The organism is Wolbachia endosymbiont of Trichogramma pretiosum, from assembly GCF_001439985.1.
Taxonomy (GTDB): domain Bacteria; phylum Pseudomonadota; class Alphaproteobacteria; order Rickettsiales; family Anaplasmataceae; genus Wolbachia.
In genome coordinates, this window is the sequence record NZ_CM003641.1 from 786290 (window position 1) to 798550 (window position 12261).

At 33.0% G+C, this 12261-nt stretch carries 11 protein-coding genes and 2 pseudogenes; 7 read left to right on the forward strand and 6 right to left on the reverse strand.

What is annotated here, in order from left to right; translation table 11 throughout:
- Positions 1 to 294 precede the first annotated feature (294 nt).
- The 4 genes and pseudogenes from wTpre_RS03810 to wTpre_RS03820 form a co-directional block, all read right to left on the reverse strand.
- The gene (locus wTpre_RS03810; RefSeq protein WP_068652102.1) at positions 295 to 1821 is read right to left on the reverse strand and encodes an acyl-CoA carboxylase subunit beta; all 1527 of its coding nucleotides are present in this window, start codon (positions 1819 to 1821) and stop codon (positions 295 to 297) included.
- A gap of 124 nt (positions 1822 to 1945) precedes the next feature.
- Complete coding sequence (locus wTpre_RS06830) at positions 1946 to 2107, reverse strand: hypothetical protein (RefSeq protein WP_245609370.1); 162 nt, start codon at positions 2105 to 2107, stop codon at positions 1946 to 1948.
- Between the two features lie 10 nt (positions 2108 to 2117).
- Entirely contained in the window at positions 2118 to 2360 is a 243-nt protein-coding gene (locus tag wTpre_RS06835) for a hypothetical protein (RefSeq protein ID WP_083495768.1), read from the reverse strand.
- A gap of 211 nt (positions 2361 to 2571) precedes the next feature.
- Positions 2572 to 3902 (reverse strand): annotated as a pseudogene (locus tag wTpre_RS03820) (IS4 family transposase).
- A 392-nt stretch (positions 3903 to 4294) separates the two neighbouring features.
- Between wTpre_RS03820 and der the strand changes: the two are divergent.
- The 5 genes from der to lpdA all read left to right on the forward strand — a co-directional run bounded on the left by der (position 4295) and on the right by lpdA (position 9350).
- Entirely contained in the window at positions 4295 to 5620 is a 1326-nt protein-coding gene (gene der, locus wTpre_RS03825; RefSeq protein ID WP_068652104.1) for a ribosome biogenesis GTPase Der, read from the forward strand.
- 104 nt (positions 5621 to 5724) lie between these two features.
- Positions 5725 to 5988, forward strand: coding sequence for a hypothetical protein (locus tag wTpre_RS06840; RefSeq protein WP_245609371.1), 264 nt, complete (start codon positions 5725 to 5727; stop codon positions 5986 to 5988).
- A 60-nt stretch (positions 5989 to 6048) separates the two neighbouring features.
- Positions 6049 to 6519, forward strand: a complete 471-nt coding sequence (locus tag wTpre_RS06845) for a hypothetical protein (RefSeq protein ID WP_245609372.1) — start codon at positions 6049 to 6051, stop codon at positions 6517 to 6519.
- 287 nt (positions 6520 to 6806) lie between these two features.
- Entirely contained in the window at positions 6807 to 7295 is a 489-nt protein-coding gene (locus wTpre_RS03840; RefSeq protein WP_068652105.1) for a disulfide bond formation protein B, read from the forward strand.
- Between the two features lie 669 nt (positions 7296 to 7964).
- Complete coding sequence (lpdA, locus tag wTpre_RS03845) at positions 7965 to 9350, forward strand: dihydrolipoyl dehydrogenase (protein ID WP_068652107.1); 1386 nt, start codon at positions 7965 to 7967, stop codon at positions 9348 to 9350.
- 1 nt (position 9351) lies between these two features.
- Here the strand turns inward: lpdA and wTpre_RS03850 are convergent.
- Positions 9352 to 9716: pseudogene (locus tag wTpre_RS03850) on the reverse strand (hypothetical protein).
- A gap of 73 nt (positions 9717 to 9789) precedes the next feature.
- Between wTpre_RS03850 and wTpre_RS03855 the strand changes: the two are divergent.
- Positions 9790 to 10812, forward strand: coding sequence for a UDP-N-acetylglucosamine--N-acetylmuramyl-(pentapeptide) pyrophosphoryl-undecaprenol N-acetylglucosamine transferase (locus wTpre_RS03855; protein ID WP_068652109.1), 1023 nt, complete (start codon positions 9790 to 9792; stop codon positions 10810 to 10812).
- Here wTpre_RS03855 and gshB read toward each other — a convergent pair.
- Positions 10797 to 11723 carry a glutathione synthase gene (gene gshB / locus wTpre_RS03860; protein ID WP_068652111.1) on the reverse strand — a complete coding sequence of 309 codons (927 nt, stop codon included), beginning with the start codon at positions 11721 to 11723 and terminating at the stop codon, positions 10797 to 10799. The genes wTpre_RS03855 and gshB overlap by 16 nt on opposite strands.
- 63 nt (positions 11724 to 11786) lie before the next feature.
- Here gshB and bcp point away from each other — a divergent pair, with 63 nt between their 5' ends.
- Positions 11787 to 12254 carry a thioredoxin-dependent thiol peroxidase gene (bcp, locus tag wTpre_RS03865; protein ID WP_068652641.1) on the forward strand — a complete coding sequence of 156 codons (468 nt, stop codon included), beginning with the start codon at positions 11787 to 11789 and terminating at the stop codon, positions 12252 to 12254.
- Positions 12255 to 12261 lie beyond the last annotated feature (7 nt).

Sequence of the window (12261 nt, forward strand, 5' to 3'; positions counted from 1 at the left end):
GACAGAAATTAAGTATGTGTGTATGCACCCACATACGCTGAAGAGGAATGCTACATTTTTGTATGAGTTCGATTGTTTGATAAAAAAAAGTCTGCAGACAAAGATCAATTTTTGAGCTCTAAAAGTATCCCTAATTGTAATTATAATCAGATTTAAAACACGCAGAAGTAAATTTTAGCTAAGGTAAGAATATATTTTAGAAAAAAAAAGAACCCGAAATAGCGTTATTGGTAATCCAAGCACTAGTCTTGGTGTAACGGCAGTGAAGACCTTACAATAAAGACTGAGAGGAAGTTACAAAGGAAGATTATCATGCTTCTTCCATATTCTTTCTACTTTCTTGTTTTTAAGTAGCTCTAATGCTTTGTGAAAGTGATGCCTTGTTTTACTTGGTACTATAATGTCATCAATGTATCCATGTGATGCGGCAAAAAATGGATTAGCAAATTTCTCTTTATATTCTTTGATTAACGTTTGCTGGTCTTTTTCATGCCTAAATATAATTTCAACTGCACTTTCAGGGCCCATTACAGCTATCTCAGCGGTTGGCCAAGCATAATTTATATCACCTTTTAAATGCTTTGAGTTCATAACAATATATGCACCACCATACGCTTTTCTAGTGATAAGGCTAATTTTCGGCACGGTCGCTTCAGCGTAAGCGTAAAGCAGTTTTGCTCCGTGTTGTATTATATTATTGTATTCTTGATTCGTGCCAGGTAAAAACCCTGGAACATCAATAAGTGTGATGATGGGAATGTTAAATGCGTCACAAAATCTTACAAACCTCGCAGCTTTTCTTGAAGAGTCAATATCCAAACATCCTGCAAGGTGCATAGGTTGATTTGCAACAACACCAGTAGTATTTCCTCCAATTCTGCCAAAGCCAACTATGATGTTGCGAGCAAAATTGGGTTTTAGTTCAAAAAATTTCCTTTCATCACACACCTTTTCAATGAGTTCATACATATCATAAGGAGTATTAGGATTACTAGGAACTAGAGTGTTCAAAGATTCATCAACATCATCAATTAAGTCGCAGATTGGTACAGTTCTTGGCAACTCTTGATTATTTGCTGGCAAAAAGGTAAAGAATTTTCGCATTTCTAGTAGCATTTCAACTTCATTATTGAATGCAAAATCTGCTACTCCTGTTTTACTCGTATGAATCTTTGCTCCACCGAGATCTTCGTGGCTTACGTTCTCGTATGTAACTTTTTTCACTACATCTGGTCCGGTTATAAACATGTATGAGCTATTTTTTACCATGAAAATAAAATCGGTTAGCGCTGGAGAGTAAACTGCACCGCCAGCACATGGGCCAATGATTAGAGAGATTTGTGGTATCACGCCTGATGCATTTACATTCCTTTGAAAAATTTCTCCGTAACCGGCAAGGGAATTTACTCCTTCTTGGATTCTGGCTCCACCAGAATCGTTTAGTCCGATAATTGGAATTCTGGCATTAATTGCCATATCCATAATTTTGCATATTTTTTTTGCATGTGATGCACCAAGTGATCCACCAAAGACAGTAAAATCCTGAGAATAAACAAAAACTTTTCTCCCATAAATAGTACCATGGCCAATTACAACTCCATCACCTAAAAAATCAGCATTTTGCATGCCAAAATCAGTTGCGTGATGCTTCACAAACTTATCATACTCTTGAAATGAATTTTCATCGAGCAATATACTCAGCCTTTCTCTAGCGGTTAGCTTTCCTTTTTCATGTTGCTTGTTAACTCTATCAGGACCTCCTCCTTTTTCGGCTTCTAATGTTTTGATCTTTAGAGTTTCTAGTATTTCAGAGTCTTGCATGTAGTAAAATAACTTTCAAAGTGGTTGTAAACTTTATTGAGCTTACAAATCCTATTGATTATATACATACACCGTTGCTGCATGCAACGGTGTATGTGTACGATAATTAATGCGCTAGCAATTTCTATTTAATATTTTGAGAATGCTGAGACTCACTAACATTCTGTGCACTTGCACTTGTTACACCTGTTGATGGATTAATTGTTATAACTTCTTTTTCAATTCCTTGTAAGTTTGAAGCCAATGAGACCAATTTTACTAGAGTCATGTCATTATATTTATCCATCTTCTTATTCTCATAATAGCCAATTTGTTTTTACAGTTTTGTTTTCCTTGAAGTCCTCAGGACTTATATTATCACTTAAATCAGTACAAAATACGTTACCATTTTCACTAATATTTAAAGCAATACTGCAATCTCTATCACCCACTTTGCAGTTAAATCTAATTATACAAGACTCATTTAGTATTTGATAAAGCCTTATACAATCATCACTTTGTGAAATACGCACCAACCTTTTATCTTCTAGAGATACCAATGTAAAAGCTCCAATTTTTAGATTAATATCCCTTAAGGCCTTACCAGGAAACGAGTTATCAAATTTAACTCACCTCTGCCCTCTTTTAACGATACCCATGCAGTAAATGATTTATCTTCTTTTCCTCTCAACCTCATATCAGCTACAACTTTATCAGCTACTTCATTTGTACACTTTGCTTTTTCCTATTCTATAAACCATACGCGTCAAGTTAAGGGAAAATGAGCAAATTTAGTGCACTCAAATTTGATATTCTTGTTTTTCTATATTTGTCTTTTAAGGAGAATTTTGACCAGGTTGAGGCGAGTTTTTTTTTGAGGAAAATTTGTATCTTACTGACTACACAATTTAATGTTAAGAATAGCTCTCTAACTTGCCTTTTAAGCTCAATAAATTCCTTTATTAGACTAAGTTCTGTACCCTTTTTTAGTTCTGTACAACCAACCATTCCATGAAATATAATAATTGCGCGCAATTTAGCGTATAGTTTACATAATACTCTGTATGGTTTTCCTTTAAATTCGTCAAGCCTGATGTGACTCTTATACAATTTAAATAATAATTCAATCTGCCATCTTACTCGGTAAATTATTAATACCTGCTCAGCACTAATTTTATTTTCTAGAACGTTAGTTATGAATATTAACCAATCCAGCAATTTTTGATTCTTTTGAGAAGATGTATATCCATTTGATTTTGCTAACCTATTAGCACTTCTTCTAATTATAGACTGTTCTTCAGTTAATTTTTGACATATAATTCTCACTTTAATTTTTATTTCTTTTCCTAACAGCACCTCATTTTCTAGAAACAATTTATCCTCTAAACATTCTAATAACTCTATTTTTTGATTTGTTTATATACCATATATGGTGGTATCAGATTTATAACGACTTATAAAATAAGCTCCGGCTTCATTGATTTGTTTAAAGGAACTTGGCACAAAATAACCCAAATCAGATATTAGTCAATCGTTGCTCGATATATTGCTTAAATGTCTTCTATACAACTGATCTGACCTTATTCCCTCAGTTATATTAAGCTGCTCTAATGTCTGGGTTAGGTAGTCAAAAACTAATTGTAACTTTATTCCATACTTAGTATTACTTTCATAACTACTGTAGCTATTACCATAACCTTTATATATATTTTCCATACCATTAGGTATGGCTGATATAGCTACTATCCAATAGCTTAACACTTCTAAAGTGCTTCAAAGTTCTGCAATCAACCTTTTAAGCTATTTTTAAATAAAACTAAAGACTCATTATACATTCTTTTCATAAATTCCACTGCTTCCTTGGTAAATCTAAAGTCCAGAACTTGCTTTGTTATATTTATCGAGTCTCCACTCAATAATTAACAAATTATCTCTATACTACAATTATCAATCCCTATATTACCCAAGACTATGGCTTTTACAAACGATGAGCCTTTTAGCTTCCTCTTTCTTTTTATGAATCCTGTTGTGGTTGAGATTTTATCTGCTTTTTCATTAAAAAATTCTTTGAGCTTTTTTGAGATGCAAACTATTCTTTTCATTGTATAAGTTCTCCATTTTGTTTGTTAAATTTAGAAGAATTTATATCTTCTTTTTCTTTTCTTTACACCAACTTTACCTCACTTCTTCTTAACTTTACACGTATTGATCATTGAGATTCTCCAATGCTTTAGCTAAAGTTATATAGTTATATATACGTGTCCTTTTGTTATAAGGTGTCCCTAATTTATAAATTTGAGGAGTTAATTGAGCAACTTGATCGAAATTCATTATTAAAGTTTCATTTTCATTATGCATAGTGCCTCCAATTCTACTTAATAAACTTAAGATAAAATATACTAATTTTAGTAGTAGGTGTATAATCTATCAAGTCAATAGTTAAAATGAAAAATTTTGATTATAATTTACTATGTATAAAATACGCTCTTAAACTATGCTGAAAATAGTCATAATAGGCCTTCCAAATGCAGGTAAGTCAACTCTGTTTAATAGGCTAGTAAGAAGAAAAGCAGCTGTAGTTAGTGACATCCCAGGAGTAACGAGAGATAGGCGTGAAGGAATTGGAAGAATTGGTGATTTAGAGTTTAAAGTTATAGATACAGGAGGATGGAATGACCAAACCGCTTTTTCACTACAAGTTATTGAACAAATAGAGTTTTCTTTATTAAGCGCAGATGTAATTTTTTTTCTTGTTGATGCAAAAGTGCAAAACGAGCAGAACAAAGAGTTTGCAAAGTGGCTGAAGAGAAAAACGAACAAGCCTGTAATACTAATAGCAAACAAATGCGAAAGTCATAAATCGGAAAATGTTGATTATTTGCAGTTCTTCAACTTCATAGGTCCGGTGTACATCTCAGCCGAACATAACCTCGGTATGATTGATCTTTATGATATATTAGCTGGTTTTATTGAAGATTTTAACAAAAAAACTGAGCTGCCTGAAAGTGAGTCCATTAGACTGAGGATTGCAATCATTGGTCGCCCAAACGTTGGAAAATCAACTTTTTTAAACAGTTTACTTGCAGAAAATAGACTAATAGTAAGCTCAAAACCTGGTACCACGCGTGACTCTGTGGATATTTCATACGACCATAATGGGAAATTAATCACTCTCATCGATACTGCGGGAATCCGCAGAAAGGCAAATGTTGTTGATAACTTAGAATCAAGATTTGTTGAAAAAAGTATAGAGTCAATAAAGCGCTCTCATGTAGTGATTTTAATGCTAGATTCCTTACTTGGCGTTGAGCAGCAGGATTTATCAATTGCTGAATCTGCAATTAAAGGGGGTAAGGGAATTATCATTGTTTTAAATAAGTGGGATTTAATAGGTAAGGATGACAGAAGTAAGTTAATAAAATTTGTCAAACAACAGGAAGTGACTCGGTTATTTTTGGAAGTGCCAACTGTAACAATTTCTGCATTGAAAGGTATGCGCTGTGGTGATGTGATAGATAAGTGTCTTGAAGTGAGTGAATCCTTAAACAAGAAGATCAGCACTGCAAAACTGAATAATTGGCTAATAGATGCTGTGGAAAAACATTCTCACCCACTTATAAAAGGTAGAGCAATTAGAATGAAGTATATTGCTCAAATTGGCACCAAACCTCCAGCTTTTTCTTTGGTATGCAACGTCCCGGAAAGTATTGATGAGAGTTATAAACGTTATTTGACTAATGGTCTTAGAAAAAACTTCTTTGTTGAAGGCGTACCAGTCAGATTACTTTTGAAAAAGAACAAAAATCCCTATGTAAAGTAGGTAATATTATTTAAGTAATATTATTTATTAAAAATATTACTTAAATAAGTAGTTGATAAATTAATATTATATAGCAAAGTATTAACTTATTTAGTACTTTTGCTATGAATTATAAAGGACAAGATTTAAGTCCTGGATCTCCACATGCTTTCACGGTTGATACACCCTTAGTGTTTCATTGGCTTCCCCGAAAATATGGATATCTAATTCCAGAAAAATACGTGGAGAGATTGATCGAATGGGCAAAGAGGGAAAGTATACGTGTAGTGAAATTAGTAATAAATGGATCTGGTTTTACTACTATGCAACGTAAAGAGTTGGAGAATAAAATATCAAACAGAAAATTTAACCCAAATAAAAATATATAGCTTATAGATTTTAATGAACTGGATTTAGGGGAATATGAGTTTAGCTTTCATTTACAAAAAATGTGGCAAATTGAAAAATCTAAATGTTCTTTATACAAGGTTTCTCAATATTTTAGAGATCTATACTCTACTCCAGAAGATGAAAGATTATCTTTTGGTTTTGAGATAGACAGTATACGTATATTTATGTTGTTGGCACTGAAGTTTCCTATGATCTATTTTGATTTTGATATCTTACCTACAGAAGACAGGAAAATTGGTGAGATTCATGCTAAACAGGGCTTTCTACTTGCTGAAAATGAAGTAACAGGTCACAGCTACAGCGGTATGATAGATATTGAGAACGCTATCATTGCTGTAAGTGATGCTGGTAGAATAAAGATCAAGAAAATTTATAATGAAGTTAAGAGAATATTTAAAACATATTATCCTATGTTTAGATCAGCATCATCTTATGTTTACACAATTACAGATGTTATAATATGTCACATTCTTTCTAATGAATACTCATTTGATAAAAATCATTTATAGAAGAAATATTCGTCTTCAAAACAAATGGAGGAGAAGTTGATATTCAATATGACAATAGCTGGACGAAAAACAAGGATGTATTGTATACCAAAGAAGAAATTGCAAAAATAGATAGTGATACTAGAGTTGCAACTGATATGAAAGGTCTGATTACTAAACCAATATATAACGGCGAGCATATTTATAGGGTGTAAAAGTGGTAACATAGTACTTAGTGTTCTATCGTTACATGGAACGTTGTAAAACAAGAGTTGACTATTCGCAGATATTGTAGTAATCCATCAACTATGTCAGATGTAAATAACAGTTCTATAATTTTTCTCCTGTCAAGCGCTGTCGCTTTAATTTTTGCATATGTGCTAGAGTATTTTTTCAATATGATACCGTGTAAGTTATGTATATATGAGCGAGTAGCTTACTATGTTACAGGGCTACTTGCAGTTGCGTACATGTTCAAAGAAAACAAAATCCTAATCTATGCGATGTTTTGCAGCTATCTCATTGGTGCAATAATATCTTTTTATCATGTAGGTCTTGAACTCCACTTATTTCATGATGTTTTAGGCTGTACACAGCAAGTAAGTGGTAACGTTAGCATAGAAGAGCTAAGAAATAATCTATTAAACCCTAATTACTCTCCGTCTTGTGACAGACCTCATTATATCTTTGGTGTTTCGTTAGCAACATGGAATCTTATTTATCTTATAGTAGCTCTATTCTTATCAGGTAAAATGTATTGTAGAGAAAGAAATAAGGCACAACAACAACTGGTATAGACGCTGTACTTGTACTTTACTTGGTTCTGTCCGTAATTTAAAAATTTTGCAAGTCACACCCACTGATTCTTGCACAGCTGTACGAGCATTATGGTTCAGCATGTCAGTGCCCTCTTTCTTGTCATCCGAGTAGCTGACACTGGAAGTGTAACTATCATCCAAACAACCTTCCGTTGTTATTCAAGTAGCCTATTTCTTGTCATCCCAGTGCCCAGATACTGGGATTAAGTTTGTTCATAGTCTCACCAAAACGTTGTGTTTTAGCATAATTTTGTGCTCAATATACCTATTTATAGTAAAGATTTCAGCATCAAGTGCTGTTCTGAAGCTTTAGCTATAAATATTAATAAATTTACCAAATAAAAAAAAGGCAAAAGAATCCCTATATAGCGAGTTTTAATAATGTAAATTGATAATGTGCTAACAAGCATGTTTTGGCTGAAGTAGAAAAAATTTAAAAAACATGCATCCGCTATAATTTTTATGTAATCTGCCAATAAATATCTGAGTTTTGTTGTTAAACCCGCGGAGATTAAAAATAAGGATAAATACTCTTATTAGTATAAGAAGAAATGTGGGAAGCTTTGTCAAGCCGCTTCTATGCACCTGAGCATTGATCATACGGGTTCCATATGTTATATATAATCTTTTTGAATACGAAGAAATCTGATGAATGAGTATGATATTACAGTTATAGGCAGCGGTCCTGGTGGTTATATAGCAGCAATTAGAGCGGCACAGTTTGGATTGAAAACTGCAATTGTTGAAAAGGAAGAAAATTTGGGTGGTATATGCTTAAATTGGGGTTGTATACCAACAAAATCGCTACTTAGAGTATCTGAAATTTATAGGTTAATAACAAGATCAGAAGAATTTGGCATAAAAGTAAAGGATGCAAGTTTTGATATACAATCAATAGTGAAATACTCAAGAAACGTTGTTGATAAATTGTCAAGCGGTGTTGCATATTTGATGAAAAAAAATAACATCAAAGTTCATCAAGGCTTTGGTAAACTTGTAGGTAATCGTACTGTAAAAATTCTTAATGACAAAAAGGAGGAGGAAATTTTTTCCAATCATATCATTTTAGCAACAGGTGTTAGAGCGCGAAATCTACCTGGAATAGAAGTAGATGGAGATTTAATATGGAATGCGCAGCACGCTATGACTCCAAAGAAGTTACCAAAATCGCTACTAATCATAGGTTCTGGTGCGATAGGAATAGAATTTGCAAGTTTTTATAGTACTTTGGGTGTTGATGTAACAATTATAGAAGTAAAAGACACTATTTTGCCGCTGGAAGATAAAGACATTTCAAATTTAGTACAAGAGATATTTACAAAACAAGGAATAAAAATATATACGAGCAATAGTGTAAAAACTTTTACTAAAAATAAAGACTCTGTTCAAGTGCAGCTAAGTAGTGGTGATAATAAAGAATTCGATAGAGTAATTGTTGCAGTTGGCGTTCAAGCAAACACTGAAAATATAGGTTTAGAAAATACAAAAATTAAGTTTAGTCCTTCTGGTTTTATTGAAACGAATGAGTGGTATGAAACAAGTGAATCAAGTGTGTATGCAATAGGTGATGTAGCTGGTCCCCCGTGTTTAGCGCATAAAGCAAGTCATGAAGCTGTAATCTGTGTTGAGAAAATTGCTGGTAAAAATGCTCATAAGTTAAAAAAAGAGTGCATGCCAAATTGCACTTACTCTCATCCGCAAGTAGCAAGCGTTGGCCTTACTGAGGAACAGGCAATAAAAAGTGGATGCGATATAAAAGTAGGAAAATTTCACTCCAACTTTAATGGTAAATCTATTGCGCTAAGTGAAACTGAAGGTTTAGTGAAAACAATTATAGACAAAAAAACAGGCGAACTTCTTGGAGCTCACATGATAGGAGCGGAAGTAACAGAGTTAATTAGCAATTTCGCTCTTGCAAAGCAACTAGAGGGAACAGACTGCGACGTAAAATCTACTATTTTTCCTCATCCAACTGTTTCGGAAATTATACACGAATCAGTACTTTCTGCAGATGATGAATCGTTAAATAGTTAAGCTAATGATTCATTGTTTTAGAGCTACAATTATCCTGATTAGGCGATTGAATTCTAATAGATTGATTACCAATATCGGATTTTCTAACTTTTCTTTTAACCCTTCAGCTGCTTCTTTCACTTCAAGTTTTTTTTTCCTGATTAAGATCCTCTGGGCTTGTTCTTTTACTGTCTAAACCTTGTTGTCTATCAATATTTTTATTGAGTTGTTCTTGCTGAGGTAGATCAACAACTGAGTTAAAAAGAGCTTTTGTTATGCTTTTTAACAATCCTATAAAACCTCCTCTTTCGCCTTCTCTTTGCTCTTGAGGCTTGTTTTTACGTTTTTACTGTTGCTACTTTCAGGCATTTTAGACTCAACTATCACAAAGCTTAATAAAATTTTACATGCAGATTATTAAAAAATGATTAATAATCTATTATCACATTGCTATTCACAGATGGATATTATTCTAGCAACAGGCGGTACAGGTGGGCATGTTTTTCCAGCTATAACCTTAGCAAAAGCACTAAAGGCACAAGGGCACAATTGTATATTATTCACTGATCAAAAAACCATCAACACAGAAAGTTATATTTTACCATTGTGCAAGCCAAGTGGTAACAAATTTAAGTTTCTCTTTTTATTAATGTATAGTTTTCTATTAGCACTGTATCAAACAAGAAAATTAAAACCAAAGCTAATCATTGGTTTTGGTAGCTACGCTTCTTTTCCAACTCTTTTTGCAGCAAAGATTTTTTCTATACCTATAATTTTACATGAACAAAATATAGTTTTAGGGAGAGTAAATAGATTCTTTTTCAAGAGTGCAAAATTAATTGCAACTAGCTTTCCAGAGACTAAGTATGCAGAAGGTAGTAAATGCGTTTTTACAGGAAATTTTGTCGATATAGAAGCACAAGGCTATTCTAGAGCTGAAACAGTTTTAAACGTGTTAATAATAGCAGGCAGTCAGGGTGCAAATTTTTTTGATGATGTAGTGAGCAGTGTAATTTGTGATCTACCTGTTGAAGTAAAAGAAAGGATTAGAGTAACGCAGCAATGTACGAAGAAAAATATAAACAAGGTCAAGAGTCTATACAAAAGTGAAGGAATTGATTGTGAGTTAAGTGAGTTTCTCAATGATATGGAAAATAAACTGGCCAATGCTCATTTAGTAATTAGCAGAGCGGGGGCAACTTCAATAGCAGAGATTACTCTTGCTGAGCGTCCTGCTGTATATATTCCTTATCCTCATTCAAAAGATAACCATCAATTTTATAATGCAAAACATATTGAAGATTCGGGAGCAGCTGTAATGGTTGAGCAAAATAGTAACGCAAAAAAGAATCTAGGAGAGTTGCTAGTTGATTTATTACAAAATTGTCAAAAATTGCTTGATATGGCTAATAATACTAAGAAAACAAGAATAAGGAATGGAGTTGCTGAATTTATTAAGGAAATAGCTCAAGAACTTAGTTGACGAATTGCTTTTTCTTCAAATACATCCCATAGTTCTTTTTCTAGTGATTTACTATACAACTTATTGATATAAACTACTCCCGTAGGCGAAGTTGTGTTAATTTCAAGAAGGAAGTCATCTATAATATCAATGCCAACGAATATTAGCCCTCTTTTCTTTAGCTCAGGACCAATTTTATTACATATTTCGTTGTCTCTATCATTCATTTGGACAGGCTCAAAACTTGCTCCGAGTCTCAAATTTGTTCTTATTTCTCCGCTAGACTTTGGAACTCGCTTCATTACTGCTATTGGCTTTCCATCCAATAGCAGTATTCTTTTATCTGTATTTATCTTTTTACAAAACGCTTGTGCAATTATAGGACATTCATGTTTTGCAATCATGAGATCGACTACCACTTGAATGCTATTTTGATCTTGTATTCTTATTACGTCATTTCCTCCATAGCTATATAGTGGTTTCAAGATGATATCTTGATAGTCGTGATAAAAATTTCTAATCATCAATATATTTTCAGTGATCAAAGTTGGAGGAATTAGCTCTGTAAACAGTAAAGTAATTAATTTTTCAGGGCAGTTTCTTATTTCTGTTGGATTATTTATTACTAACGCAGTAGTCTTTTCTAAGATATAGGTTGTTGTAATGTACCGCATATCAAATGGTGGATTTTGTCTGATAAATATGATATCCATTTCATTTAGGTTGATTACTACATCCTCTTTTGAAATGAAGCTACAATCATCAACACTTACTTTCTGAGCAAGGGCAATTGGCTGATTTAACTTTAGTGCTAAATTATTAGGTACATAAACAAAAATTTCGTACCTCCTTCTTTGCGCTTCTTTTATTAATGAAAATGTAGTATCAGCTTCAAAATTTATACTTTCATCCATCTGAAAAGCTACTTTCATTTATCCTCTCTTCCTATTACTATATAATATAGTAACATAAAAGTGTTGATAATGGAGAAAAGTATGGAATTAACAATAGGAAATAATGCACCTGATTTTAGCTTGCCAACAGACTCTGGTGTGATTTTATCACTGAGTGAATTTTTTGATAAAAAAAATGTAGTTCTTTATTTTTATCCTAAGGACGATACTCCGGGCTGCACAATGGAGGCAAAAGGCTTTAGAGACAATATAGAAAATTTTTCTTCTCTTGACACAGTGATAATTGGTGTATCAAAAGATAGTGTTAAGTGCCACGCTAACTTCAAAGCAAAATATTCTCTTCCATTTTCTTTAGTTTCTGATGAAAATGCTGAAATATTGGAAAAGTATGGTGTTTTGGTAGAGAAAAGTATGTTTGGCAAAAAGTATATAGGAGTAGAGCGTACTACTTTTTTAATAGATAAAAAAGGTAAAGTAGTGAAGATTTGGAAAAATGTAAAAGTAAGTGGACATGTTGATGAGGTTTTAGAGGAAGTAAGCAGAATATAAATTAAAG

Bases quoted from the DNA above. Each gene is read 5' to 3' on its own strand.
- bcp (WP_068652641.1), top strand. From the start codon at position 11,787: ATGGAATTAACAATAGGAAATAATGCACCTGATTTTAGCTTGCCAACA.
- lpdA (WP_068652107.1), top strand. From the start codon at position 7,965: ATGAATGAGTATGATATTACAGTTATAGGCAGCGGTCCTGGTGGTTAT.
- wTpre_RS03855 (WP_068652109.1), top strand. From the start codon at position 9,790: ATGGATATTATTCTAGCAACAGGCGGTACAGGTGGGCATGTTTTTCCA.
- wTpre_RS03810 (WP_068652102.1), bottom strand. From the start codon at position 1,821: ATGCAAGACTCTGAAATACTAGAAACTCTAAAGATCAAAACATTAGAA.
- wTpre_RS06830 (WP_245609370.1), bottom strand. From the start codon at position 2,107: ATGGATAAATATAATGACATGACTCTAGTAAAATTGGTCTCATTGGCT.
- wTpre_RS03840 (WP_068652105.1), top strand. From the start codon at position 6,807: ATGTCAGATGTAAATAACAGTTCTATAATTTTTCTCCTGTCAAGCGCT.
- wTpre_RS06845 (WP_245609372.1), top strand. From the start codon at position 6,049: ATGTGGCAAATTGAAAAATCTAAATGTTCTTTATACAAGGTTTCTCAA.
- gshB (WP_068652111.1), bottom strand. From the start codon at position 11,723: ATGAAAGTAGCTTTTCAGATGGATGAAAGTATAAATTTTGAAGCTGAT.
- wTpre_RS06840 (WP_245609371.1), top strand. From the start codon at position 5,725: ATGAATTATAAAGGACAAGATTTAAGTCCTGGATCTCCACATGCTTTC.
- der (WP_068652104.1), top strand. From the start codon at position 4,295: ATGCTGAAAATAGTCATAATAGGCCTTCCAAATGCAGGTAAGTCAACT.